The 25,682-nt window shown below is 68.5% G+C and carries 23 protein-coding genes and 3 pseudogenes; 16 read left to right on the top strand and 10 right to left on the bottom strand.

Translation table 11 applies throughout. The features are described 5' to 3' along the window. The first annotated feature begins 64 nt into the window (after positions 1-64). The 5 genes from AB0F38_RS08345 (at position 65) to AB0F38_RS08325 (ending at position 5,432) form a co-directional block, all read left to right on the top strand. Entirely contained in the window at positions 65-1,567 is a 1,503-nt protein-coding gene (locus AB0F38_RS08345; protein WP_361888582.1) for a pentapeptide repeat-containing protein, read from the top strand. 296 nt (positions 1,568-1,863) lie between these two features. Then, positions 1,864-2,490, top strand: coding sequence for a class I SAM-dependent methyltransferase (locus AB0F38_RS08340; RefSeq protein ID WP_361888579.1), 627 nt, complete (start codon positions 1,864-1,866; stop codon positions 2,488-2,490). Positions 2,491-2,771: 281 nt separating this feature from the next. Then, on the top strand, positions 2,772-3,416 hold the full coding sequence (locus AB0F38_RS08335) for a PASTA domain-containing protein (protein ID WP_361888576.1): 645 nt from the start codon (positions 2,772-2,774) through the stop codon (positions 3,414-3,416). Positions 3,417-4,209: 793 nt separating this feature from the next. Further along, positions 4,210-4,644 carry an Hsp20/alpha crystallin family protein gene (locus AB0F38_RS08330; RefSeq protein ID WP_361888573.1) on the top strand — a complete coding sequence of 145 codons (435 nt, stop codon included), beginning with the start codon at positions 4,210-4,212 and terminating at the stop codon, positions 4,642-4,644. 350 nt (positions 4,645-4,994) lie between these two features. After that, entirely contained in the window at positions 4,995-5,432 is a 438-nt protein-coding gene (locus tag AB0F38_RS08325) for a DUF2267 domain-containing protein (RefSeq protein ID WP_361888570.1), read from the top strand. A gap of 420 nt (positions 5,433-5,852) precedes the next feature. Here the strand turns inward: AB0F38_RS08325 and AB0F38_RS08320 are convergent, their stop codons facing one another. Continuing rightward, entirely contained in the window at positions 5,853-6,071 is a 219-nt protein-coding gene (locus AB0F38_RS08320) for a hypothetical protein (RefSeq protein ID WP_361888568.1), read from the bottom strand. Here AB0F38_RS08320 and AB0F38_RS08315 point away from each other — a divergent pair. Together AB0F38_RS08315 and AB0F38_RS08310 are read left to right on the top strand one after the other, a co-directional pair. After that, complete coding sequence (locus AB0F38_RS08315; protein ID WP_361888564.1) at positions 6,066-6,380, top strand: hypothetical protein; 315 nt, start codon at positions 6,066-6,068, stop codon at positions 6,378-6,380. The two genes, AB0F38_RS08320 and AB0F38_RS08315, sit on opposite strands and share 6 nt — an antisense overlap. Positions 6,381-6,519: 139 nt before the next feature. Continuing rightward, complete coding sequence (locus AB0F38_RS08310) at positions 6,520-6,738, top strand: transposase family protein (RefSeq protein ID WP_361888561.1); 219 nt, start codon at positions 6,520-6,522, stop codon at positions 6,736-6,738. Between the two features lie 11 nt (positions 6,739-6,749). Here AB0F38_RS08310 and AB0F38_RS08305 read toward each other — a convergent pair. Then, positions 6,750-7,308 (bottom strand): annotated as a pseudogene (locus AB0F38_RS08305) (DinB family protein). A 623-nt stretch (positions 7,309-7,931) separates the two neighbouring features. Between AB0F38_RS08305 and AB0F38_RS08300 the strand changes: the two are divergent. Next, positions 7,932-8,348, top strand: a complete 417-nt coding sequence (locus tag AB0F38_RS08300; RefSeq protein WP_361888558.1) for a hypothetical protein — start codon at positions 7,932-7,934, stop codon at positions 8,346-8,348. 78 nt (positions 8,349-8,426) lie between these two features. On the opposite strand, the gene AB0F38_RS08295 is transcribed toward AB0F38_RS08300, so the two are convergent. The 4 genes from AB0F38_RS08295 to AB0F38_RS08280 all read right to left on the bottom strand — a co-directional run bounded on the left by AB0F38_RS08295 (position 8,427) and on the right by AB0F38_RS08280 (position 12,589). After that, positions 8,427-8,597: a hypothetical protein gene (locus tag AB0F38_RS08295; RefSeq protein ID WP_361888555.1), complete on the bottom strand. Its 171-nt coding sequence runs from the start codon at positions 8,595-8,597 to the stop codon at positions 8,427-8,429. A gap of 396 nt (positions 8,598-8,993) precedes the next feature. Next, positions 8,994-9,671: a hypothetical protein gene (locus AB0F38_RS08290; RefSeq protein ID WP_361888552.1), complete on the bottom strand. Its 678-nt coding sequence runs from the start codon at positions 9,669-9,671 to the stop codon at positions 8,994-8,996. Beyond that, complete coding sequence (locus tag AB0F38_RS08285; RefSeq protein ID WP_361888549.1) at positions 9,668-10,090, bottom strand: hypothetical protein; 423 nt, start codon at positions 10,088-10,090, stop codon at positions 9,668-9,670. Before AB0F38_RS08285 ends, AB0F38_RS08290 begins: the two co-directional genes overlap by 4 nt. Before the next feature lie 27 nt (positions 10,091-10,117). Further along, positions 10,118-12,589, bottom strand: coding sequence for a glycoside hydrolase domain-containing protein (locus tag AB0F38_RS08280; RefSeq protein ID WP_361888908.1), 2,472 nt, complete (start codon positions 12,587-12,589; stop codon positions 10,118-10,120). Positions 12,590-13,301: 712 nt separating this feature from the next. Here AB0F38_RS08280 and AB0F38_RS08275 point away from each other — a divergent pair. After that, positions 13,302-13,904, top strand: a complete 603-nt coding sequence (locus AB0F38_RS08275) for a DUF6000 family protein (RefSeq protein ID WP_361888546.1) — start codon at positions 13,302-13,304, stop codon at positions 13,902-13,904. Positions 13,905-13,969: 65 nt separating this feature from the next. On the opposite strand, the pseudogene AB0F38_RS08270 reads toward AB0F38_RS08275, so the two are convergent. Both AB0F38_RS08270 and AB0F38_RS08265 read right to left on the bottom strand, forming a co-directional pair. Beyond that, a pseudogene (locus tag AB0F38_RS08270) lies at positions 13,970-14,227 on the bottom strand (transposase); the annotation flags it as partial. A 192-nt stretch (positions 14,228-14,419) separates the two neighbouring features. Continuing rightward, positions 14,420-14,899: a GNAT family N-acetyltransferase gene (locus tag AB0F38_RS08265; RefSeq protein ID WP_361888543.1), complete on the bottom strand. Its 480-nt coding sequence runs from the start codon at positions 14,897-14,899 to the stop codon at positions 14,420-14,422. 99 nt (positions 14,900-14,998) lie between these two features. Between AB0F38_RS08265 and AB0F38_RS08260 the strand changes: the two genes are divergently transcribed. The 4 genes from AB0F38_RS08260 to AB0F38_RS08245 all read left to right on the top strand — a co-directional run bounded on the left by AB0F38_RS08260 (position 14,999) and on the right by AB0F38_RS08245 (position 18,140). After that, complete coding sequence (locus AB0F38_RS08260) at positions 14,999-15,223, top strand: hypothetical protein (protein ID WP_361888540.1); 225 nt, start codon at positions 14,999-15,001, stop codon at positions 15,221-15,223. A 282-nt stretch (positions 15,224-15,505) separates the two neighbouring features. Then, on the top strand, positions 15,506-16,246 hold the full coding sequence (locus AB0F38_RS08255; protein ID WP_361888906.1) for a 3-oxoacyl-ACP reductase family protein: 741 nt from the start codon (positions 15,506-15,508) through the stop codon (positions 16,244-16,246). Positions 16,247-16,486: 240 nt separating this feature from the next. After that, complete coding sequence (locus AB0F38_RS08250; RefSeq protein WP_361888537.1) at positions 16,487-17,539, top strand: winged helix-turn-helix domain-containing protein; 1,053 nt, start codon at positions 16,487-16,489, stop codon at positions 17,537-17,539. A 199-nt stretch (positions 17,540-17,738) separates the two neighbouring features. Continuing rightward, a complete protein-coding gene (locus tag AB0F38_RS08245) occupies positions 17,739-18,140 on the top strand; it encodes a hypothetical protein (protein ID WP_361888534.1) in 402 nt (133 codons plus the stop codon). Between the two features lie 517 nt (positions 18,141-18,657). Here AB0F38_RS08245 and AB0F38_RS08240 read toward each other — a convergent pair. Then, positions 18,658-18,992, bottom strand: a pseudogene (locus tag AB0F38_RS08240) (MerR family transcriptional regulator); the annotation flags it as partial. A 93-nt stretch (positions 18,993-19,085) separates the two neighbouring features. On the opposite strand from AB0F38_RS08240, the gene AB0F38_RS08235 reads away from it, so the two are divergent. From AB0F38_RS08235 to AB0F38_RS08225, 3 genes are all read left to right on the top strand, one after another. Continuing rightward, positions 19,086-20,615, top strand: a complete 1,530-nt coding sequence (locus tag AB0F38_RS08235; protein ID WP_361888531.1) for an alpha/beta fold hydrolase — start codon at positions 19,086-19,088, stop codon at positions 20,613-20,615. A gap of 418 nt (positions 20,616-21,033) precedes the next feature. Further along, the gene (locus AB0F38_RS08230; RefSeq protein WP_361888528.1) at positions 21,034-22,818 is read left to right on the top strand and encodes an ABC transporter ATP-binding protein; all 1,785 of its coding nucleotides are present in this window, start codon (positions 21,034-21,036) and stop codon (positions 22,816-22,818) included. After that, complete coding sequence (locus tag AB0F38_RS08225; protein WP_361888525.1) at positions 22,815-24,629, top strand: ABC transporter ATP-binding protein; 1,815 nt, start codon at positions 22,815-22,817, stop codon at positions 24,627-24,629. The genes AB0F38_RS08230 and AB0F38_RS08225 overlap by 4 nt, the downstream gene beginning before the upstream one ends. A 235-nt stretch (positions 24,630-24,864) precedes the next feature. Here the strand turns inward: AB0F38_RS08225 and AB0F38_RS08220 are convergent, their stop codons facing one another. Further along, positions 24,865-25,593: an SDR family oxidoreductase gene (locus tag AB0F38_RS08220; RefSeq protein ID WP_361888522.1), complete on the bottom strand. Its 729-nt coding sequence runs from the start codon at positions 25,591-25,593 to the stop codon at positions 24,865-24,867. Positions 25,594-25,682 lie beyond the last annotated feature (89 nt).

The raw sequence follows: 25,682 nt of genomic DNA, 5'->3' as shown, positions 1-25,682 counted from the left end.
GGGTGTTGATCGTGTTGCCGGCACCGACTGCAACCGGCTCGGCGCGAGATCTGTCCTGTCGGGTATGAGTCCCCAAATTCCCGCCCGTGAGGCTGAGCGGCGCGGCCTGCGCCTCTGGAACGTCGGCATCGTCCTGCCCCTGGCCTTCGCCGGTGCGCTCCTGGTCGCCGGCTTTGTCTTCTGGACCGGCTGGGACCTGCTCGGGGCCCGGGAACTGAAGAAGCAGCAGAAGATTGATTCCAAGACGCTCTTCGACCTGGTGAAGCTGTCGTTCGGCGTGGTGGCCGGGGCCGGCGCCCTCGTCGCGTTGGTCGTCGCGTACCGCCGCCAGCGCGTCGATGAGGACGCCGCCCTACGTGACACCACCCGCCTGCACAACGAACGCTTCACCAACGCCGTCTCCCAGCTCGGCAGCGAAGCACCCACGGTCCGTCTCGGCGGAGTGCACGCCTTGGCCGGCCTCGCCGACGACGCCCCCACCCGCCAGCTCCGCCAGACCTGTATCGACGTGCTGTGCGCCTTCATCCGCCTGCCCTACACCGCTGAGAGTGCCCTGGCGGCAGGTGCGGAAGCCAGACACAGCTACCTCGCGTTGCGGGAGGCCCGGCACACGGTCATCCGGCTTGTCCGCGACCACCTCCGACTGCCGCAGGAGCATCCACACAGCTGGCAGGGCCACGACTTCGACTTCACCAACGCCGTATTCGACGGCGGAGATCTGTCGCAGGCAACGTTCTCCGGCGGAGCGGTCACCTTCACCGGTGCCACCTTCCTCGGTGGAGCAGTCACCTTCGTCGACGTGACGTTCTCAGGCGGTGAGGTCTTCTTCCTCGATGCGACGTTCTCCGGTGGGGAAGTCGAATTCAGGGGCGCGACGTTCTCCGGTGGGGAGGTCTACTTCGCCGGCGCGACGTTCTCCGGTGGAGAGGTCTACTTCACCGGTACGACGTTCTCCGGTGGGGAGGTCTACTTCACCGGTGCGACGTTCTCCGGTGGGGAGGTCGCCTTCCTCGACGCGACGATCTCCGGCGGCAGGGTCGAGTTCTCCTACGCGACGATCTCCGGCGGCAAGGTCGACATCACCGGCGCGACGATCTCCGGTGGGGAGGTTGCCTTCACCAGGACGAAGTGCCTCAGTGGCACGGTCGACTTCACCGGCTCGACGATTTCCGGCGGAACCGTCGATTTCACCCGCGCAGCGTTCTCCGGCGGCATCGTCGACTTCGACAGCGCCGCGTTCTCCGGCGGCATGGTCAACTTCCCACGCGCCACGTTCTCCGCCGGCATCGTCGACTTCAGTGAAGCCACATTCGCCGGCAGCATGGTCGACTTCACCGAAGCCACGTTCTCCCACGGCACTGTCTACTACGTCCGGTCCATGTTCTCCGATGGCACTGTCGACTACACCGATGCCACGTTCTCCGGTGGCACTGTCGACTACACCGATGCCACGTTCTCCGGTGGCACTGTCAATTTCAGCGGGGCGACAGGAAGCGCGCCGGTGGGCCTGCTGACAGCAGCAGGGTCACCCTTGCCCGCCGGAGTCACGCTTGCTGCAGGCTGGTAGTACCAGCCGAAGAGGTGGGTGGCCGAGGGGACCTTCGGCACCCTTGCCCTGCACCGATGCCCGGTCCCGCCACCTCGGAGTCACGCGTGCACTGGGCGATGAGCGACGTGACAGCGCGTCGGCTCCCCGGTACCACCCCGCCCGCGTGGCGTGACGCGTGACCGGCCCGTGGGTGCCATCGCCTCACTCTGCGTACGCCGGCAGGCGGCGCGTGACGTCTGGACCTACGGCCATAAAATGTCTGTGGAACCGTCCCCGCTCCATCAGGGCGAGGCTGACCGGAAGGCACGCTGAACATGACTGGGCAATCCGACCGCTGGGCGGAACTGACCGGCGGGCAAGCTGGAGAGGAGTACGCTCAGCGTTTCGCGCGCCTCGCGGAATCGGGCCACGACATCCACGGTGAGGCCGCCTTCTGCGCCGCACTGCTGAACCCAGCCGCCCGGATACTCGACGCCGGCTGCGGCACCGGCCGGATCGCGATCCGGCTCGCGGAGCTCGGCCACTCCTGTACCGGCGTGGACGTCGACTCCTCCATGCTCGCCGTCGCCCGCCGTGACGCCCCCACACAGGAGTGGCTCCTCGGCGACCTGGCCCGTCTGGACGCCCTCGGCCTGCACCCGGGCTTCGACCTGGTGCTCGCCGCCGGAAACGTCATCCCCCTGCTGGCCCCCGGCACCGAAGCAGCCGTCGTCCGGCAGTTGGCCGGCGTACTGCGCCCCGGTGGTCTGCTGGTCACGGGCATGGGACTGGACGCGGAGCATCTGCCGCTGCCGGAACCGCCACTGACCCTTACGGAGTTCGACCACTGGTGTACCCAGGCCGGACTGACCTTGCGGCAGCGCTATGCCACCTGGAGCGGCGATCCTTATCGCCAGGGCTGCGGCTATGCCGTCAGCGTGCACTCCCGCCCCGCCGAGTGAACCCGCGCCTTCTACGACGGTCCGCCCCGAACCCGCCCGGGTGATCCCACCCCTTGATCGTCCACACCACGAGGCGGGCGGCAGAGTGTCGGCCGCCGCCACGTACCCGTCTGACACCTGACCCCGCCGGGCACAAGGCTCAGGCCGGCGGCAGCGAGCTGCCGCCCCGGCCGGAGTCCTGCACCGGTGCGAAGGCCGTTCGTCACAACTCCATCACCTCCGGAACATCCGGCTCCCCTGCCGCATACCGCAGCGCTACGGTCATACCTCCACGAACCGTCATGGGGGACTACTTGAACACCCGCACACTCACCGCCGCCCTCGCTTGTGTTGCCGCCGTGGCCCTGGTCGGCTGCGACCCGGCCGCCACGGATCCGAAGCCCGCAGCGCCGGCGGCTTCTGAGCCCCCTGCCGCGACTCCGTCCGAGGAAGAAGAGAAGCCCGCCGAGTCCAGGGCGGTCCTGAACTTCGTCGGCATGGGCCTGCAGTCCGCACAGGACAAGGCGCAATCAGAGGGTTTCTACCTGCTGAAGTCCCACGACAGTGCCGGCCGGGACCGCCTGCAGGCGCTGGACCGGAACTGGAAGGTGTGTTTCCAGAGCGTCAAGGCGGGCAAGAAGGTGTCCACCGACACGAAGCTGGACTTCGGTGCGGTGAAGCTCGAGGAGACCTGCCCCGCCAGTGATGCCAAGGCCTCCGTAACGGCCGGCGACAAGATGCCGAACCTGGTCGGGAAGTCCGTCAAGGCAGCCCGCGGCGCCCTGGACTCAAGTACGTCGATCACGACAACGGACGCGGTGCAGGGCCGCATGGTCCTGCTGGAAAGCAACTGGAAGGTGTGTAAGCAGTCGCCTGCCCCAGGGGCCGCCCTCAACGGGCAACCGGTCGAGTTCACCGCGGTGAAGTACGAGGAGAGCTGCCCGTAGGCGAGTAGCGTCACAGCGAAGAAGCCCCGCCACCCACCACTTAGCTTGACGTCTATGCAGCTCTGCTGCTCGTGAGGGTTGCCGTGAGGTCCGGTTGGCCCTGTTTTCCGGCCGTGCGTTCGCGCACACAGTGCTTGTTCTTCATGCCGATCGGCCGGCCTGGGCCTGCGGTAACGCATCGCGCCGCCCGGTCAGACAGGCATAGAGCTCCGTCCGGAAGCGTGACAGTTCGGCAAACGCGTCCCGCGGGATAGCGTGTTGCAGCAGACTCATAGCTACGGCCTTCGTGTTGATCCCATGCATCTGTGACGGAGCACAGGATCAGGCGAAGGCCGCTCTCACGTCCGGAACTCAGGCAAACCCATCAACCGGTCGGCACTTTGCCCGCCGAAGGCCGAGCAAGGCACCCAGCTGACCACCTCTCGCGCTCACCTGCCCCATGAAGCGCTCAGACCCAGCGGTTCGGGGCCTTGCCCCCTACGGAAGTTGTGCCAGAAAAGCTTCTCAGGGGGAGGCTCGCTCGCAGTCATCGTCAGTTCGGCATGCGCGTCTGTCGGCCTCTGAGCGCGATCCGGGGGTGGGAGGGCGGCCACCACCTCCTCGCTGCGGTTCAGCACTGTCGCGACCGGACCGACGGTGGGTGGGCTGGTGGAGCGGGGCGGTTCACGAAGGCTCCTCCACTCGCGTCACCTTTCGGACGACACCTTGGTTGTCATCGTTTAGATGACATGCTACAACGGTGTCCGATGAAGCGCATTGGCAGTTTCTGCCTGACCACTGGAGGTGTTTCGCGATGTTGATGCGCACCGACCCGTTCCGCGAACTGGATCGACTTGCCCAGCAGCTGACAGGCGTTTCCGGGACATGGTCCAAGCCGTCGGCGATGCCGATGGACGCCTACCGCGAGGGGGAGGAGTACGTGATCGCCCTCGACCTGCCGGGCGTGGCGAAGGATGCGATCGATATCGACGTCGAACGCAACATGCTCACCGTCAAGGCGGAGCGCCGCCCCACATCGAGGGGTGAGGACGCGCAGGTCGAGCTCTCCGAGCGACCCCTGGGTGTCTTCTCCCGCCAGCTGGTCCTCGCGGACACCCTGGACACCGAACGCATCAGGGCCGACTACGACGCAGGGGTGCTGACCCTGCGGATCCCGATCGCCGAGCGAGCCAAGCCACGCAAGATCACCGTCGGCGGAGGCGCCACTCACCAGCAGATCGGCCCCTGAATCCGGCTTTGCTCCCGCCCGCAGAGCTGATACGGGAAAGCGCCCCCAACAGGACCTCCGCACCCTGGGCACGTGCGACGGCGGCAACCAGGCAGAGTGCCGGCGACGCATCCGAGGGCGCATCCGCCGCCTCTCCAGCACCGCGGACCGCTCCGGAGCGGGAGCGGTCCGCGGTGCGGTGACCGCGCATATGGGCCACCGGGCGGAGGCGATCCGAGATGCCAGGACTTTCTCCGGCGGACGCGGGCACACCTAGCTTGACGAGTCAGCATCCCCCAGATCAGCACGCGGCTGTCGCACCTCACGCGGCGACATCGCAGACGCCAGCTCCCGAGAAAGGCACCTCACCCATGCCCTCCCTGAGTGAAACGACCCGCGTCACCGCCGCAGGCGTGACGTTCGATCAGATGCTGGAAAGGATCCGTTACGAGGGCGCCTACCCCACGCGCGAACGAGCCGAGACCGTCACCCGCGCCGTGTTGTCCAGCCTGGGCCGACAGCTGACCGGGGACGCACGCGTCGACCTTGCCGCCCGCCTGCCCGCCCAGGCAGCCCGCATCTTCACCGTCCAGACCCCCGACCCCTCCCCGCTGACCGGTTGGAGATTCGTCAAGGACCTTGTCGCTCTCACCGGCGGCACTCCCGCTACAGCGCGCTGGGACACCCAAACCGTCCTCGCCATGGTCGGCCACCTCGCCGGCCCCGACCTCCTCGACCGCATTCTCGCCCAGCTCCCACCCGGGTACGCCCTCTTGTTCGGCCGTGCCGAACTCATCCAAGCCGCATGAACGGACCCGACGGCAACGCGTCCTCGCGCGGGCGGTGCCGCCTGAACACCGTCTGATCCCCCGCGGTGCGGAAGCGGATTCGCAGGACCGCACACGACCGCGGTGAGCGTGGCTTGTGCGCGATCGACGTCGATGAGAGCAGTAGGGCTTCGGCGGTCCTGGCCCGGTGGGGCGAGCACATCGCCGACCTCCGGCGACCCTCAACGCTCTGATGCGCTCCCCTGAGCGGCCTGTGTTCGCACAGCCGTCGGTGTGTGCCGGTCTCGGCCAGCGCCACACCCCGGTCTGAGACACCGCCGCCCCCGACGCGGCCACGCAGGGAAGCCCTGCCATCTTGAAGTCGCAGGTCATCGGGGTGGCGTAATCGTCTGTGAGCATGCACGAGCTGGTCGTGGGCGCGCCGGTCCGTGCTCTTGATCGTCAGGCGGCGGTCAGGGCCGGTCTGTTCGTTTCCAGGTCGCAGGGTCGTACGGGTTCGCAGGCTCGCGGGATGACGGAGATCAAGAGGTCGCCGAACGCGTTGCGGCCCGCCGGGCGGAGCTCGATGAGGAGGAGAAGCTCCTGGCCGAGCGGCTCGATGCGGTCCGTGCCGAGCGCGAGGAACTCGTGGTGGCGATGCGCGTGTGGGAACGGATGCACGCCCAGCTGGACGCCGAGAGACCGTCGGCGCAGGCAGCGACGGCGCAGGTGGGCGGGCGCGGTGTGCTGCTGGTTCCGCACCGGGAGGCGGGCGCGGGCGAGGAGGTCCTGCCGCCGGACTACCAGCGGCTCATGAAGATCGTGCGGAATGCCGGTGGCCCCATCCGGGTCAAGGACGTCGGCGTCGAGCTTGGCCTCGAGGTCGAGGCGAAGGGCCGACTGGAGCCGCTGCGCGGCAAGTTGAGCAAGCTCGCCGGGCGGGGCTGGCTGCGCGAACTGCCTGACGGACGCTTCCAGATCGCACCGTAGGGATGATCTGGATCTCCGCGGCCCGCCCCGGCCGCACCCACGACATCACCGCCGCCGCGACCACATCCTCACCCACCTGCGCGCGGCCGGCCTCGGCGCCCCGGCCGACCTCGGCTTCCTCGGCCTCACCGACGACCCGGTGATCCTCACCGGCTACAAGGCCGCCCGCGCCCGCAAGCTCACCCCCGGCGAGAAGCAGGCCAACCGGGTCCTGGCCGCCGCACGCGCTCCCGTCGAACACGGCTTCGCGCACCTGAAGACCTGGCGCATCCTCACCGAACTCCGCACCGACCCCGCTCGCGCCACCGACCTTCTGCGCGCTCTCCCGGTCCTCTCGAACCTCGAGCTCTCACGCTGACAGATGATCAGTCATATTCGGCGCGGTACGGCTCTGTCCTGCCAGGTAGAGGTCGCGCAGCAGGGAAATCTCGGCGCCGTGATGGATCAGTTCCCTGTTGACGTGCAGGACCCTGTTCTCCATGGGAAACCGCTCGGAACCCACCGTGGGCGGATTGTCCAGGTCAGCGTCCGAGAGCTCGCGGACCCCCGCGTTCCATCTCCCATACATCTCATCGAGCTGTTTCAGCGCCTCGTCAGCGGTCCCCGCGTAGGCGAATGCCTGGGGCTCGAGGTCCTGGCCGCCGAAGTACCATCCGACCCGATAGCCCAGGCACGAGACGATGATGTGCGCCAGCCGCCAGGCAATCGTGGTCACCGGCGCAGGCACCGGCACCGCGTCAGGGGATGCGGAGTCCATCGTCCATTCCCCCGAACCTGCCGACATCGGTGCGGCCGGTGGGCGGATGCTCCAGCAGCCGCGCACCGGCTCCCAGAAGTACTCCTCGTCGGTAAGACCCTCCAGCCGTGGCCGCAGGTTCCTGCTCCAGTACCAGTCCAACTGGTCCGCGAGTCGCTCGCTTCTTGTCATTTCCGCACACTACATACAACGGAGACTTGGCTGCGCCCCTCGCGGACGCCGTCACCGGCCGTGGGCCGCGAGACGTACCGCACCAGGAGATGACGCTGGGGCCTGATGTGCCCTTCGGGCCGCGCCGCCGCGAGCGGCTCAGCCTCGACCGATGACATGACGGATGATCAAGACCGCAGACTCCTGCCCGAGATCAGCATGAGTATCCCGAGCGAGCGCCACGCCAGAGCTTTTGACCTGCATGTTCGAAGATGGCGAAGACTCAGGGAGGACCCGATACGCCCACTCACCTGGAAAGTGTCTCCGACGAGGGCAGGAACAGGGACCTGGCCAGTCCTCGTTCTCTCTGGTCAGGTCCCTACTGCCTTCCCGACCACCCGTCGGCCAGCTGTTTCCTGAAGCGCGCGGTTGCGCGTGGTGGCGCTCTGCATCGTCGGGCCGCCCCTGGCGCACAGGGCCGCGACCGTCGCCATGGTGAAGTACTGCCGGAACTGACTGCGACGATCCGGCGACGGCGCCGGTGGCCGCGACAAGGGCGAGGACGAAGCCTGGACTCCGCCCCGGCACGTGGACATCGTTCTCGATGCACCCCTCGACCGCAGCAGGGTGGCTAGGCTCCGGTCATGACTGATCAGTGGTATGTCCTCATCGAGGAGGACACCCGTGTGACTCGGCGGGCCGACGGCGTCGACCTGAAACTGCACCGCTGGACACTCGTGGCCCAACACCCCGTCAGCGGCACCGAGGCGCAGGCGCTCGCCACGGCGCAGGACGCGGCCCTGCACTACGTGCCGGCTGTCCTGGCCCGCCATGCCCGACCGGGTGACACCCCCGCCCGCAGCGCTTTCCTCACCTCCGACGGCGCCTGGCTGGTCCGGCTCGAGCAACACCACCGTGAGTGCCACATACGCGTGACCGTTGCCCGTCTCATACACACACAGGAGGAGAAGAAGGCCCCGCCGAAAACCCTGAAGGAAAAGGTCCGACACGCTCTGGAGGGCCCCGAGCCCTCAGAGAACCCATGGGCACCCAAAGGCTAGCGCCGGAGCAGGCTCCCCCGGACCCTGGGCCAGGCCCTTGCGAACCGGGGTCCTCCCAGACCTACCGCTAGCTGCTCGCTACGCCAGCGCGCGACGGTCGTCGTGATACGGGGAGCCACTCGCCGCGCGCTCGAAGAGCTCCGTGGCCAGGGCGGCCCGCGGCCCCCCACGCGCCTGCGGTCGACGACCAGGATTGATCGCGCTGCCGGTCAGCGACCTCACGGTGAGCGCGGGCGAGACGGCGGTCATGACGCTGCTGAACCGCTCGCCGGAGCCCACCTGATCGGCCGCCCGACGCAGGGCATCTTCTCCGACACACTGTCGCGGACCCTGCCCGGCGGCTGGTCCCTCGACCTCAGCAACGAGGACTACCGGGATGCGACCGGGCAGAGCTTCGAGGGCCGTGGCATTCCGGTGCCGCATGAATTCCGTACCCCTGTCCTCACGGCCACGGAGATCAGACGCCGCTGCGATTCGCCCGTCGCCCGCGCCCTCGACCATCTCGCGAACAAGCCGCCGGCAACCACAACACCATGCCCCCGAGGATCCACCTGACTGCTTCGGTCGCTCGTTACTGCGACCGTCTATCCTTGCCAGGCTTCCGGCCCGGCCCCCGGGCCGGGCCGGAAACCTCGCGGACCGACCCTACGAGGCGCCACGCCGTTCGAAGGCCTCGACGTCCTCCAGGCGCCCCGGCTCGAACGCGTCGATCGTCCCCGCTCCCAGGCCCGGGGTGTCCCTCCAGGCCCGGAGCTTGCGGGCCACCCCCCGCACCTTCGGATGGGTCGGTCCCAGACCGATTTCGAAGTGCGACTCCTGTGGCGAGACGAAGTCGCCGCCCCATGCGACGGCACCGTCCAACTCGGCCAGGATGTCCCGCACCACGACGAGTTCGTGCGGGTACAGCCCTCCCCGTACACCCGGCGGGTAGGCGTACGACCGGATCGCGATCGCCGTCCCCGACAGGTAGTTCGACTCGTGGGGCTGACGGACTCTGCGGGACGTGGTGTGGCCCGTCACGTCCTCCTCGCGCAGTTGGTCGATCTCGTAGTGGAACCGGCGGGCGACGTGGAGCAGAAGCAGCGCGGAGTCGCCGCCCGCCAGGCGTACGGACCGGCCACTGCCCTCAATGGTGTGGGACGCGGCCTCGTCGAGGATCTTCCAGCCGTTGGCCGAGCGGCTGCCGCGCCAGGTGGTTGCCGCCCGGTCGGTCCGCGTCGGGTCGGCGGCCGCGGCCGGGGCGATGTCGAGGAGGCCGAGGGCGGTGGCTCCGGCCAGGCTGCCGGCGGCGCCGAGCACACGGCGTCTGCTCAGATCGTTCACGAGGTGCCCTTCTTCTTGGTACGGCGTTGGATGACGATCAGGCGCACGGCGTAGGCCAGGCAGAGCAGTGCCAGGGCGGGGAGCACGATCAGGATCGGGTTCACCCAGGCCGGGACCAGGTCGTACCCCGCGTGACACTTGTCGTGCAGTGGGAACCACTGCGTGTACTCCTGGAAGTTCGCCCTGCGGTACTCCCGGTCGTAGGTCTGGCCCGCTCTGTGGCATGCCTCCTCCGGGTCCAGCGACGCCCCGGCGACGGAGCCGACGAGGTAGGTGACACCGGAGCCCAGCAGGAGGAGCACCGCGCTCCAGGTGAACCAGGCGGGGCTGCGCCGCCACGTGCCCGAGAGCAGCGGACGGCTCCAGAACCACAGTCCGGTCAGGAGGGGGAGGAGTATCGGAATGAGAATGACGGCCATGGGTCAACCCTGCAGGTTCTCGCTGTCCTATCGGGCCGCTGCCCGTTGTGCGGCCTGCTTGCGGTAGGCGGCCAGGTTCTTCTTGTACTGCGGGGCCAGGCTGTTCTCCAGGCCGATGAGGGTGAGCTGACGGTCGGAGAACCCCTGACAGAACAGGGCGAGCTTCTCCGTATTGCCCGGCAGGAGGACGTAGTCCGCCGGCAGGGCGGCGCCCGCACCCGTGATCAGCGCGAGCCGGGCCGCGTTGACGGTGACGTCGGAGGGGCCGGCCAGGATGTCCCAGCAGCACGCGCGCGCGTTGGTGGCGTTCTCCCAGCGCCGGTCGAAGTGGCTGCGGAAGCGGGTCAGGCCGCCCCCGTTGTTGTAGTGCGCCTTCATCCAGTTCACGATGTTTCCGCCACCGGCGACGTACTTGGCCAGGAGATACCCGTCGACGTCCTCGACCATGTCCGTGTAGCCGAAGCTGGAGACGGTGCCGGGGATGGCCAGCTTGGCCTGGCAGAACGTGAGCGGCGAGGCGTACTCGTCCACCGAGTTCCGCCAGTCCGCCCAGAAGGTCATGATGTCCCCGCCCCAGCCGGCGATGTCGCCGCCCGTGGACTCCTTCTTGTCGGAGGGGTCGGCGTTCTCCAGGAAACCGTTGGCCGTGGCCATCAGGTGCGAGGCGTCGAGCTGGTATCCCGTGATGGTGTCGGTGAAGGATTCCAGGACCGACATGCCGCGGGTGTTGCAGTACGCGACGAAGTCCTCGTCGTAGCTGTCCGCCAGCCACCACCACTGCAGGCCCCGGTACTTCTCGTGACGGATGTACTCCATCACCAGCCGACTGGCGTCGGTGCCGACGCCGTTCGACGACTTGTACGCGAGGGCGTGGTCGTAGAGCCGCTGCACGTAGGCGATGTAACTGTCCGCGGGTCCACCGGTGTTGTTCACCGAACCGACGCCGGGCTCGCCACCGTGCCGCCAGACGTCCCGGTCCAGGTCGAAGGTGTCCGTACCGTTGGTGACCTTGAACTCCTTGATCTGGTTGATCGCCCAGTTGGAGGGCAAGGGGTAGCCGAGGTTCCCGGAGAAGCCCCAGGACATGCCGGAGACGAAGGAGAAGCGCGCACCGGTCTTGGCGGTGACGTTCATGCAGACGTTGCGGGAGCCGTAGACACCGTGGAAGTACCTCTTGCCCCTGCTGGCGAGGCCGGCCACGACACCGTTGAAGTAAGTCACGATGCCCTGTGGGTAGCCGTCGATCTCCCACTGCTGGGCGTCGTAGTCGACCGCGAAGTAGATCGTGGTGCCCCGGTTGAAGCCGTACTGACTGGCCAGGTCGTGCGCGTTGAGGGCGTGCTGGTAGCCCTGGCTGTAGGTGAAGTCGGCGAGCTGGCGCGCGTTGTCCTGGTAGATGGGGAAGACCCGCAGGCCTGCGTCGAAGATCGTCTGCAGCTCGCCGGGTTTGATCTCCTTGTCCAGCGTGGACCCCGGCGGGTCGTACAGGTAGCGGCCGACCATGCGGTAGTCGTTGTCGTACAGCCAGCGTGCGCGTGAGGCGGTGATCTCGAACCTCGTGTCCGAACCGGTCGCCGCCCGGTCCGCGTTGCCCATGGACACCAGTAGCTGTGCCCACGTGTCGTACTCGCCCACGCCGTAGTTGGCATCGTTGCTCGTGTACAGCTGGGAGAACTTCTGGAAGATCTCGACGAACTCCCGGGTCTTCGAGTCGAAGGTGCTCTTGAAGGTCGTCCGGACCTCCGAGTCGTCGAGGCCTCGCAGGATCACCGGCTCGTTGAAGACGCAGGCAGCCGTGAACAGCTCGACGAAGATGCCGGAGTCGCCCTCCCGCACGGGACGGGCTCGCAGGCCGGCCTGGGTGCCGGGGCCGAAGTTGCCGTTGGGGCTGAGCCCCAGTTCGTACTGGATGGCTATGACCAGGGACTTCTGCACATCTCGGGAGTAGATGCCGTCGCAGGGGCCGATCGAGTAGGCGTCCCGCTGCCAGTAGCGGCCGTTGAGCCACTGCTGAATGGACCGGATCTTCTCCGTTCCGCCGGCCACGACGACGTACGCGTCCATGTTGAGGATGCACTTGAAGATTTTCGAAGTGACGGTGCCGCCCGCAGTGCCCGTGCCACCATCCGGGAGACCCATGTTGACGCGGAGAGCCTTGACCGCCTCGGTGGTGACCGCGCCGAATTCACCGAACCCGTTCGCACCCCAGTAACCCTTGCAGAACAGGCCGTGCTGAATTATTCGCACAATGTTTGAGTTCTGGTTCCAGCCGAACCCGATGTCACCGAGCGCCTGGACCTTGCTTACCGTGGTGGGGCCGAAACTCGCGACCAGGGGAGAGATACCCAACTCATGCTGTAAGCCCATGATCAGGGAGTTCATGGTCGGCCAGCCGGTTTTGCCGTCTTCCGGACACCGTACGTAGCCGGCTACATTTCCGTATGTCGCGTTGACCCATTTCTGGGCGTCGAGCACCTTTTCATCCGCCACGGCGATCATCCTACGCTTTCTGCTCACGCATGGTCACCACGCTTCGTGACCCTGACAGTTCCCCCGAAAGAGGGCCCCGCTTACCTAAGCCGATGACGGTATCGCTGAAAAGGGGACTGGGCGGGTCCGGTCTCCTGCGCGAAAACGCGCATCACTCAACGTGATCGGACGGTGGGAGGTCTTGCGCTATATGTGGATTCTTGGTTCTTCCCTCGGGTTCGGGGGAGTTGCACTACGAGGACCGATGACACTCGGCCACTTGGTCGCGCGCCCTGTCCTCGCGGCCCTCCGGCGGGGCCGGTGGGTCAGTGGGCGGTCGATTGGGGCGTCGTGCCCCTCTCCGCGTCGCCACGCGTGGGGATGGTTCCGGCCAGGCCGGCGGCAAGATGTGCGGGATGGCGCAGCATACGGAGAGTGGCGGAGGTGTCAGATGTGATACAGGTCACTGTCGGGGTGCCCCTGTGTCCAGACGGACGCACCGACCCGGGCAATCCCAGCGCGAACAGGGCCTCCTGCATGCCGTGCGGCCGCACGCCCGGTAGTCCCCACCCGAGAGCACGCCACCAACGCCCGGGCCCGGGCGTTGGTGGAGAGAGGGAGGGGACCAGCGGCTCTGTTCAGCTGACCTGGTCCCATGTGGCGTCCCGCCCGTCTCGGGGACATCGCAGGCGTATTCCGCCCCACGCCCTCAGATGCGTGCTCGTCGCGAGAGGATGGGGTGGTGATCCGCTACGACCCCGAGATACAGGCCCTGTACCGCCGCTATTGCCTCCCTGCGCGCCGCTATCTGAAGCTTGGCGGAGCGGTACTTCGCATGTCGCGCGAGGAGTACGAGCCATTCGTTCATGCCCTGGCCGCTGATGCGAGGGCTGTTACCGACGCCGAGCTCACCATCCTCTTCGAGGGCAGCTGGCGCGAGCGGCGCACCGCGGCATGGCTCGCCGCCGTCTCGCGCCGTGACCACTTCCGCGGGCGTCTGGGAGCGCTGCTGCTGGAGAGCGAGGTCTGCTGCGCGGGCGGGGCCTATTGCGTTGCGTTGGCGAGTTTCGGCACCGCGCGGGACGCCGACCTGCTCGCCGCTTACCTGGATCGCTACCTGCATCGGCCGGACCTCGCCTACGACCAGCCGACAGCCATGGGCGCCCTGGCGTACACCGACTTCGTCCTGCACAGCGACCGGGCCGGCCATTTCCTCCAGGAGGGCGGCCTGTGGCGGCAGTGGTTCCAGGACGCGCCCCACATGCACGGCGAGGACGGCATCTCCACCTACCTGGGCGGCATCCGGCTCGCCTGCACCGTCATCGACGAATGCGCCGACACCTGACCCCATCGGTCTTGTTCGCGTCGAAGACTCTGGCTCGTCGTCCTTGAAGCGGCGGCCTTCCATTGTGCCAGTAGGACGCGCTTGCGGAGAAGTTGGAAGCCTGCCCGCCCGAACATCCGGCGTTTGAGCACCTTGATCCGGTTGGCATGGCCTTCGACCGCACCTGAACTCAAGGACAGAGTGAGTCCGGCGGTGACGGCGTCGAGGTCACGGGCGATGCCAGCGGCGAGGGTGTGGAGGCTGGGCAGGTCGTCCTGTTGGACGGCGTCGAGCCAGTCCGGGAGACGCTTGCCTTGGCGGTCGGTGAGCATGACCGCGAAGGACCGGCCGTGTCGGGTGAGGGCGTCGAGGACCGAGCGCACCTACCACCGACACCGGCGCCAGAAGCGCCTGGCTCGATTGACCTCCGCCGAGTACGACCCCACCCGCAGCCCTGGCTGAATAACCTCCGCTGTCACCCGCTCATGCAGTAGTCCCGCTGACTCCGCTGAACCGTCAGGGCCACAAGAGAGCCCTCAAAGATTCTGTTCGAGCTGCTGTGTCCTTGGCACCAGTCCGGACGCTTCATAGAAACCCCGGGCCGGCGTGTTGAAGGACCAGACGTTGGTCACCAAGCTCTGACAGCCCGCCTCACGCCCGATTTCGCGCACCGCCTCAAGGAGCGCCGACCCCACCCCGGCACGCGACGCATCAGGATCCACACCGAGTTGCTCCAGCATCACGGTCGAGCGCGCTTGGGCCTCGGTACTGCTGTCACGCTTCACAACCCGGGCCAACGCATAACCGACCACGGCCGGTCCGGACGATAGTTCGGCGACAAGGACGCTCACGTGGGGATCGCCGAAGGCAGCTTCAAAGTCGGCTCTGACCTCTTCCCCGCCCGGCTGCGCGACGAACCAGTCAGGCCGGTGACGCAGATGAACGTCTTGAACGCCGGCATGCAGCTCCACCAGACGCGGCCCATCAGCCGTCGAGGCACCTCGGATACGGATCACCGCCTCATGATGTCTCGCGGATGACGGATACGCCAAAGAAATACGCCACCTTCGCCCGCAGCGCCATCACTTCTCAGGTCCCGGCTCACTTTCCGTGCAGTGGTTACGGACAGTCAGAACTTCGGGCCCTATGCGGGACTCCAGCTGAAGAAGGGACGCTCCGGTCTGCCCGCACCGTTGTCAACAGGGCACAACAACTACTGCGACACGTCGAGCACCGGCGACAAGGCTGCGGGCAAGTACTACTTCAACTACTCGAGCCTGAACGGGCAGGACACCGTGGCCGCCTATCTCAGCGTCTCCACGGTCACTGTGCGCTGCTGACCGGTTCAGGCGTTGCGGGGTGTGTGGTCCGCAACCACACACCCCCGCAACGCCGTCTGGGCCTGTAGTCATCACTCACCTGGGGTCTCGCGTGCCACTGCACGACACGGACTGTTCCTTCGCTTACCGGGCCGGCACTCCTGTGCTCGACAGGGACCGTGCACCCTTGCGGGAGGCCCATCGTCAGGCGGTAACGAGGGGATGGTGTTGCCTTCCCGGCGGTCGAACGCCAGGTCGGATTCCCGCCAGCTTCCGGTGCCGGTGCCAGCAATGCTCAACGTCATGAACCGACTTGAAGGAAACGTGGCCTTGATCACGGGCGGCAGCCGGGGCATCGGTGCCGCCGTGGCATTACGACTGGCCGAAGAAGGCGCCGATATCGCCCTGACCTATGAGAACAGCGTGGAACGCGCCACCCAGGTGGTGGAGCAGATCAAGGCCAGAGGGCGCCGGGCACTGGCCATCCAGGCCGACAGCGCCATCACTGAGGCACTCACCGCCGCGGTGGACGAGGCCGCCGCGATGTTCGGCAGACTCGACATCCTGGTCAACAACGCCGGCGTCTTCCTCGTCGGCCCACTCGAAGACCTGGGGGCGGCAGAGATCGAACGCACCCTGGCGGTGAACGTCCGGGCGCCGTTCGTGGCATCCCAGGCGGCAGTGCGTCACATGGGTCAGGGCGGCCGCATCATCAGCATCGGCAGCAATGTTGCCGAGCGTGCGGTCTTCCCCGGACTGGCGCTGTACTCGATGAGCAAGACAGCTCTGGTCGGGATGACGAAGGGGCTGGCCCGAGAACTCGGTCCGCGTGGAGTCACCGTCAATCTGGTGCTTCCCGGCCCCACCGACACGGATACCAACCCGGCTGACGGGCCGAACGCCGAGGTGATCGCCGGATTCACGGCTGTGGGCCGCTATGCGGAAGCCGCCGAGATCGCAGCCACCGTCGCCCACCTGGCAAGTGCGGACGGCTCGTACATCACCGGAGCCTCGATCCATGTCGACGGTGGCTTCACCGCCTGACACGCGAGCTCGACTTCGCAACCAAACAGCGCTTCCGCCTCGGCGTAGACGCCCCAGGCATGCCCATGCTCCGTCTCGGTCAGCGTGTAACGCGTTCGCCTGCGATGGTCCTAGTCGCACTACGCACCGACCGCCGTCGTCGCCTCCGTCACCGACCCGTCGAGCCATCCGGCCGTCAGCGAGCGGGCGCGGCCGCGCGGCCCACGCCTGAACGCCGGATCGGGCGCGGCGGGTCGGGGCATGCTGAGGGTGCGCTCACGCGCTCTGTTTTTCGTGACGGGAGGCCGGTCGGTGTTACGCATTCACTTCACGGCGGAGGACCTCGCCCGGACACGGGTGGCCACAACGATCGGTGTCGCAGCGGAGGTCTACTACAGTCTGGAGTTGTTGACGGAGAACCAGGAGCTTTCGAACTTCCGCTCCTGGCGGTCAGCGGTCGCGGGCCGGATGGGAGCCGACACGCGCCCCTTGACGTCCCTGGTTCCGTTGCGCGGTCCCGGGCTTGATTTGCTGGCCCTGATGGGCGATGTGCCCTCTCTGGATCACGCCGTGGACAACCTGTTGCACGCCCCGGTGCCCCGGCTGCGACGTGAGTTCGAGGGTCTCGACTTCCACCCCCGATACCTGCCGTGGGCCAGACGGGTGTCCGAGGGCGACCGCGACGCGCGGCGGGAGCTCGCCGACGCCGTGCGCGCCTGTCATCGGCTGACCGTGGAGCCCTACTGGGATCGAGGGCGGTCCGAACTGGTCGCGCTGTCCACCCGTTGCGCGAACCTGGTGTTGGAGGGAGGCATCAACCTGCTGCTGCGTTCGATCTGCGCACCACTGGTCCGCTGGCGTCCGCCGGTGCTCGAAGCTCCCTACCCGCGCCGGGTTGAGGTGCGTCTCCAGGGGAGGGGGCTCATCATCACGCCCATGGTCTTCTCGAAGCACGCGGTGAGCTTTCTGTGGGACCCGCTCGATGCCGCCGGGCCACCCCGACTGACCGTGCCGGCTCTCCGGCGGCCGCTGACCGGTAGCGGACCGACAGAAGCGGACGGCTCCGTCGTGCGGAACCTGGAGTCTCTGCTCGGCCGTACGCGGGCTGCCGCCCTGCATGTGACAACAGAAGGCTGCACCACGAGCGAACTGGCCCGCCGCCTCGACGTCACTGCCGCGGCGGCCAGTCAGCACGCGACCGTGCTGCGGAATGCGGGCCTCATCACCACCACCCGCCGAGGCGGTTCCGTGCTGCACCTCAGCACCCCCCTCGGGCTGGCCCTGCTGCGGACCGGTGCCCTGATGGAACCGTGAGGCCCGGGAGCACCGCGGCGTCGGACCGGGAAGTGCGGTGCCGCCCTGCTCGGGCGCCCCGGACACGGGTGCCGAGGTGCGTGAGACGCCGCGTGCCGTCCCGGCCCCCCTTTAAGCCGTGACTTAAGAGGTAGGCCGCACCTGGCCGACCCGCCCAGGATGTGAAGCCGTAACCGGCTCATCCCACCCCGGAGATCGCATGAAGAATCATCTCGCCGTCGTCCTCGGTTCAGTCGTGCTGACCGCTGGCACCCTGCTGGGCGCTCCCGCCGCCGGCGCGCAGACCGCCTCCTACCCGACCACCGCGTTCGACGTCACATACGGGGCCAGCTACGCCCGCGGCACCCTGACTTGGTACAACCGGTCGGTCGGGGCCGATGGAACACTCCGGGCCGTCGGCTGCCGCAGGGCGTGGTTCGGCGCGTACGGTGCCTCCGGCAACGAGCTCGGTGCCAGGAGCACCAGCACCAAGTGCGACGTGACGTATCCGGTCACGACCGGAATCCCTGCGGATGTGCCCGGTGGGGCCGCGTATGTCATCGTCTGTGTTGACGATGCGAACGCGAACCCACTCAAGTGCGTCCAGTACAACCGGCCTTGACCCATCCGAACGGTCGGAAGGTGACGTTGTCGCACCAGCCTCGGGGCGGAACAACACGCGACGCCCCGGAAGCTCATCTCACACACCGCCCCACGAGGCAGCGATTCCCGCCACCGACGGCCCCCGCAGCACAGCTCGCAGTTCCGCTTCGCGGAGTCGCACCCTCGAGGTGAGCCGGACGCAGCAACCCGGCAGGTGACCGACCGCCATCGGTCCGTTCATGAGCCGATGCGCCGGCAGTTTCCGCATACGGCAGCGCAGAACCGGCGTGGGGCAGGAGCGGAGCCGCTGTCCACCAACGTGCCCTGGCAGACCGTGTGAAGGCCTGCCAGGGCTCGTGTGATCCCAAGGCCTCTCGGAGGGCAAGCTGCGAGTGCGCTGGGCTCACCAGCCCCGCGGACGCGGGTCGGATACGCGGACCAGCATCAGGCCACTCCGGCCGTGCGGGATCGACACGCACCCCACATCCGCCCGAGGACCCACGGCCGGGCCAGGTCCTGGACGCGACCGGCCGGCGAGCTGTGATGGGTGGAGCGGTGACCGACCCGACCAGGCGCAGTCTGCCGGGGCGGCCGGCCGGCGACGGCGTCCTCCAGCATGTCTGCCGCGCCTCCAGCATCCTTCGTCGAGGATCCGGCGCACTTCGGGAACCGGCGGGTCGAGGCCACGCAGGGAGCGGATCAGGCTCAGACGCTCTGCCGCCTCCGGGGCGTACCGGCGGTGTCCGCAGGCACTGTGGGACACCTCCGGCAGCAGTCTTCCGTCCGAGTGGAAGCGGACGGTCTCGACACTGACACCCATGTGTTCGGCCACTTCACCGATGGTGCGCTGACCGTCGTGCGACGAGAACACTTGAACCTCCCCCAGGGGGAGTTCCTACGGTACGGGCGAGCGCAGCCGGGGGATCGGGCCGGTGCGCGGAGGACAGTGTGACGAGGAGGGACCATGACCGTATTCATTCTGGTGGCCGGGGCGTTCACCGGCCCGTACGTGTGGCGGGACACGGCGGCGCGACTGGCCGCGAAGGGCGCCGAGGTGCACACCGTGGCGCTCACCGGGCTCGGCAAGCGCCCTGGAGATCCCGGTGAGGTCGTCGACCTGGAGACCCATGTCGCGGACGTGCTCGCGGTGATCGACTCGGCGACGGCGGAGTCCGGCCGGGAGATCGTGCTCGTCGGCCACGACTACGGGATCCACCCGGTGCTCGGCGCGGCCGACCGGCGGGCGCGGTCGATCGCCCGGATCGTCTACCTGGACGCCGGAATGCCGAGGGACGGCGTCCCCGCCCTGGCCGCCGTACCCGACCAGCGCCTGCGCGAGGAACTTTCGGAGCGCGCAGCCGGAAGCGGGGAGGGGCGTGTGGCGGGCGAGCTGGCGCCCCCGTCCCGGGAGGACTGGTCCCGCTGGGGGAGCACCGCTGGGCTCTCCGAGGCGGCGCTCGACGGGCTCACCGCCCTCGCGGCGCCCCAGCCGCTGGGCACGCTGCTCCAGCCGCTGCGGCTCACCGGCTCCGTGGCCGCCGTGCCCGTGACCGGCGTGCTGTGCACCGGCAACGGGCCGGGCATCGAGATGCTTCAGATCATGGTGGACGTGGGTGATCCAGCCCTCCGGGCCCTGGCCGACACCCAGGTAGCCTTCTTCGAGCTGCCCACGGGGCACTGGCCGATGCTGTCCTGCCCTGCCGCGCTGTCCGATGTCCTGATCGAGGCAGCGTCCGGCGGTGGCCGAAGACTGACCTCCGGCGACGCCGCCGGACCGCCCGCCCATCTGCGGCCGTTCCTCCTCGACGTACCCGAACGGCCACGCGAACGGACCGGGAACACCGATCTGTACCTGCCGGACGGCCCGGGGCCCCATCCGGCCGTGGTGTTCGTGCACGGCGGTCCGGTGCCCGCGGAGGCGCGGCCCACGCCCCGCGACTGGCCGGCCCTGAAGGGGTACGCGTGCCACGTCGCCGGGCAGGGAGTCGTGGGCGTGACGCTGGACCACCGCCTGCATGCCGTGACCGACTACGAGACGGCCGCCGCGGACCTCGCCGACGCGGTGGACCGGGTGCGCGCCGACCCGCGGGTGGACGCGGGCCGGGTCGCTCTGTGGTTCTTCTCGGGCGGGGGCCCGCTCACCGCGGACTGGCTGGCGGCGCATCCGGTGTGGCTGCGCTGCGTGGCGGCGAACTACCCGATCCTGTCGCCGCTGCCGAGCTGGGGCATGGTCGACTCCCGCTTCCACCCGGTCCGGGCGCTCGCACACGCCGGTGAACTGCCGGTGGTGCTGGTCCGGGCGGGGCGCGAGACTGCCGAGATCGCCGCTACGGTCGAGGAGTTCCTGACCGAGGCCGGGCGCTGCGGGGCAAATGTCGAGGTCATCGACGTACCGGGCGGGCGCCACGGGTTCGAGACGCTCGACCCGACCGACGAAGCGCGCGAGGCCGTGCACCGTGCGGTGCGTGCGGTGCTGGCCTGCCTCACGGCCTAGAGGCATCGGCTCTCTCCGTGCTTTGATCGGCGGCCACCGTCCCTTCGTCAGTCCATCCGACTCACGGTGATCAACGGTGGCCGCACTCGTCTCTGCACCGGCCTCGAAACAGAAGGATCACGATCTGCGGCTGGACACCAAGGGAACGACCCGACCGATGTCCCCGTGTGGGCAACGCGACGCACCACACAAGCGGCTGACGGCCGGTAGGCGTCAGCCGCCCGGCCGGCGCCTCGAAGCCCCGCCGCGGTCCACGTCGTCGCTTCTCTCCGCCCTACTGCCAAGGACAGTTGAGCCGTCGGGCGTGCCCCGCCGAGAACTGTCCCCCCTGCCACCCTTCGTGTCCCGCGCACCCTCGTCGGGCCCAGGCCGTCCGACGCGGCACGAATCTGCTCAACGAACCGAGAAGAGGTAGCCCATGGCCGAAGGAACGGAACCGCGCACGTACGCGCGCCGGGTCCCCCATGCCGATCCGGGCTCGCCGGACCACCGCACCCCGGCACGCTACCTGCGGTGGCTGGTCAGGACGCAACGCAAGCGGGTCGCCCTCGGAGCCATGTGGGGGACTTCGTGGATGTGCGCGCTCATGCTTCCGCCGTACCTCATGTCCAAGGCGATCGACAGCGGTCTCAAGGCCGGAGACCGGGGGCAGTTGGCCATCTGGGTCTCGGTCCTCCTCGCAGTCGGCGCGGCCATCGCCGTCCTCGGCATTCTGCGCCACCGCACCATGACCCTCATCCGGGTCGACGCGGCGTACCGCACGGTGCAGGTCGTCGTCCGGCACATCACCCATCTCGGGGCGGCGCTGCCCAGCAAGGTGTCGGCGGGTGAGCTGACCCATCTGCAGGCGGGCGACATCGGCCGCATCGCCCAGACCCTGACCATCACCGGGCCCGGTGTGGGCGCGGTCATCGCGTACGCCGTGACCGCCGTGCTGCTGTTCGACATCTCCGTCCTGCTGGCGCTCGTGGTCCTGCTGGGCGTCCCGCTGCTGGCGGTGACCATTGGCCCGTTGCTGGAGAAGCTGCACGGTGCCGAGGTGGCCTACCGGGACAAGCAGGGCGAGCTCACCGCCCAGGCCGTGGACCTGGTGACCGGGCTGAGCGTGCTGAACGGCATCGGCGGAAAGCCGATGTTCGCCCGCCGCTACCGGGAACGATCCCAGGCCCTGCTGACCGATGGCTACCGCGTCGCCTCGCTGACCAGCTGGGTGCAGTCCCTCGGGGCGTGCCTGCCGGTGATCTTCCTCGCCCTGGTCACCTGGATCTCCGCGCGGATGGCTGCCACAGGCGCCATCACGGTCGGTGAGCTGGTGGCCGTCTACGGATACGTCGCCGCGCTCCTGGTGCCCGTGACGGCCTTCATCGAAGGTGCCGACGACCTTCCGCGTGGACTTGTCTCCGCGCGCAGGGTGACCGACATCCTGGCGATGACACCCGACGTCGAGGACAGCGAGACGCTCGTGCCCCCGCCGAGCGCCTCCGCCGACCTGCACGATCCGGTTTCCGAACTGCTTGTTCCCGCAGGACGGATGACGGCGCTCGTGAGCGCCCGGTTCGACGAGGCGTGGGCGGTGGTCGGCCGGTTGGGCCGCTACACGGACTCCGACGTCACCTGGGGCGGCGTCCCGATAGCCGACGTGGAGCTCGCCGAAGTGCGCCGTCGCATTCTCCTGGCCGACAACGACGCCTACCTCTTCGGCGGCTCGGTCCGCGCCGCCGTCTCCGTAAGGGACTCCCACTCCGACGAGGACATCGAGCGGGCCGTACGGGCCGCGGCGGCCGAAGACATCATGGAGTCGCTGCCGGACGGGCTCGAATCCCGCCTGGACAACCGTGCCCTCAACGTGTCCGGCGGGCAGCGGCAGCGGTTGCGACTCGTGCGGGCGCTGCTCGCCGACCCCGAGGTCCTGCTCCTCGTCGAGCCGACCTCGGCCCTGGATGCCCACACCGAGGCCCTTGTCGCGTCGCGGGTCGACGCCGCCCGCCGGCGACGCACCACCCTCGTCGTCACTACGTCCCCGCTGTTCCTCGGTCATGCGAACCAGGTGTCGTACCTGGCGAACGGCCGGGTCGTCGCCACGGGTACCCACGGTGAACTGCTCGCCGAGCAGCCCGGCTACCGGGCGTTGGTGTTCCGTGGCGCCGACGAAGACGCACCGACCGTCCGGGCGGCCGGTACCCAGGAAGGAATCAGCCGATGAGCGGCTCGCACGACGTACCGCGGCTCCCGGTCGCAGACTCCTCGGCCGTGCGCCGGGCCTGCTGGCGACTGCTCAAGGACGACGGCCCGGCCATGGTCAAGATCATCGTTCTGACCTGTCTGGCCTCGCTGGCGGGCCTCGCGAGCCCGTGGCTGCTGGGAAGGATCGTCACCGAGGTGGAGCAGGGCGACACCATGGCCTCTCAGGTCGACCGGCTGGCGATGACCGTACTCGTCGCTGCCGTGGCCCAGTTGGTGCTGACCCGGTATGCCCGCGCCCACTCCCACCGTTTCGGCGAGCGCGCGCTCTCCCGCCTGCGCGAGGACGTCGTCGACCGGACCCTCGCACTGCCGGCCCGGGTGGTCGAACAGGCCGGCACCGGCGATCTGGTGACCCGCTCGTCCGTGGACGTCGGCACCGTGGCTTCGACGCTCCGCAACGCGGCACCGGACGTGTTCATCGCCATGGTGCAGGTGCTGTTCATCCTCGTCGCGGTCTTCGTCCTGCATCCGCTGCTGGGACTGTGCGCGCTCGCCGGCCTGCCGCCCGTCTGGTGGGCAAGCCGCTGGTACCTCGCCAGGGCCCGGGAAGCCTACCTCGCCGAGGGCACGGCCGCGTCGGACGTCGCAGAGGCACTGAACGCCACAGCGCAGGGCGCCCGCACCATCGAGGCGTTCGGCCTGCGCGAGAGCCGGGTCCTGCACACGGACAGGACCATCGACACCACGTACCGCGCGGGCCGGCGCACCTTGTTCCTGCGCACCGTGCTGTTCCCCGTCACCGGGTTCGCGCACTCGCTGCCCGTGGCGCTGGTCCTCCTGGTGGGAGGATTCGCCTACCTCGACGGTGCGGTCGGCCTGGGCGTGGTGGTGGCGGGCAGCCTCTACATGTGGCAGCTGGTCGACCCGCTGGACCGCGCCTTGGCCTGGGTGGAGCAACTGCAGCGCAGCGGAGCCTCCTTCGCCCGTATCGAGGGCATCGGCGTGGTCGCTGAGGAGACCGTGCCCGACACCCGGCAGCCCGCCGACGACCGCATCGAGGTTTCCGGGGTGCGATACGCGTACCACGGCACCCATGACGTGCTGGACGGCGTCGATCTGACGGTGCGGCCCGGTGAGCGGCTTGCGGTGGTCGGCGCTTCGGGCGCGGGCAAGTCCACCCTCGGTAAGCTGATGTCCGGTGTGGGGGCCCCGCGCAGGGGGTCGATCGAGGTGGGCGGCGTACCGGTCGCGGCCCTGGCCGCGGCGGGCGCGCTGGGCAACCGCATCGTCCTGATCACCCAGGAGCACCACGTCTTTCTGGGGACCCTTCGGGAGAATCTCGCCATGGCGGCGCCGGAAGCCGCCGACGATGCCATGCTCGCAGCGCTCGCCTCGGTGGACGCCGACTGGTCCCAGGAGCTTCAGGACGGTCTCGACACCCACCTCGGTGCGGGTGGCGTTCAGCTCGATGCCGCCCAGGCCCAGCAGCTCACGCTTGCGCGGGTGCTGTTGGCTGACCCCCACACGCTGATCCTCGACGAGGCCACCGCGCTGCTGGACCCCACGACGGCACGGCAGGCCGAACGTGCGATGGCGGCCGTGCGCACCGACCGCACGGTGATCGCCATCGCGCACCGTCTGCAGACCGCACAGGACGCCGACCGGGTCGCCGTCATGCAGGACGGTCGTATCGTCGAGCTCGGCACCCACGACGAACTGGTCGCCGCCAAGGGCCCGTACGCGGCTCTGTGGCGGTCCTGGAACGGCCAGGACCGACGGCCCGCCAAGACCGGGGCGCAAAGCGAGCGGGACGACCATGCGTGTGACTGAGCTCGGCGATTCCCACACAGCGACGCGCTACGACTTCCCAGCTCCTGCTGACCGGGATCGACGGCCTCCGGACGCTCACCACCCACGGGACGATCCTCTGCCGCAGCGCGGGTACCGGCGTCGCACGTCGGACACCTCCCTCGACGACACGGGTGCCTCGCGATGTGCGTCCGCGCTGCCGTCACCCCCGATGGCCACTCTGCCAGGGCTCGGCATCTCGCGTGTCGTTCGTTGCTCACAGACCGCCGGCGATGCGCAGGATCGCGCCCGTGGTGTAGGCGGCGTCGTCGGACAGGAGCCAGGAGACGGCGCCGGCGATCTCCGTGGGCCGTCCCGCCCGGCCCATCGGGATGCCGGCGGCCACCTTCGCCGGCCGTTGGGGGTCGGCGTGGAAATCCGTCCAGACGGTGCCGGGCGCGACGCAGTTGACCCGGATGCCGTTTACGGCGGTTTCCTTGGCCAGGCCCACGGTCATCGCATCGACTGCCGCCTTCGTTGCGGCGTAGTGCACATACTGGCCAGGACTGCCGATGGTGGCGGCGGCCGAGGAGATGTTCACGATCGCGCCCCCGCCGGTGCGGGACATGTCCCGCACCGCGCGACGCGCGCACAGGAGGTAACCAAGGACGTTGACCTCCAGAGCGCGGCGCATGCCGTCGGCGTCGGCGTCGGCCAGCCGCCCATTGGGGCCGCTGACCGCCGCGTTGTTGACCAGGCCTGTAACGGAACCCAGTTGGGCTGCCATCTCGAAGAGCTGGTCGACATCATCCTCGTTCACCGTGTCGAGCCGAACGGTCAGACCTTGGCGTCCGGCGGCACGAACCGCGCAGGCGACCCTCTCGGCAGCCGAGTCGTTTGAGCGGTATCCCACGACGACATGGTGGCCATCTGCGGCGAGACGTTCGCAGATCGCGGCGCCGATACCTCGGCTTCCGCCGGTGACGATGGTGACAGGCTGCTGCACGGGTACCTACCGGGGTATCGACTCAATGAGATCGATCATTCTATGTGTCGTTGCGAACACCTCCCCGTCGCCGGTCGCGCCGGGCGGGG

This window comes from Streptomyces sp. NPDC025273, from assembly GCF_040638585.1.
Taxonomy (GTDB): Bacteria; Actinomycetota; Actinomycetes; order Streptomycetales; family Streptomycetaceae; genus Streptomyces; species Streptomyces cinereorectus.
Note: the sequence above shows the minus strand (reverse complement) of the source record. Positions and strands in the feature narration are given on the sequence as shown.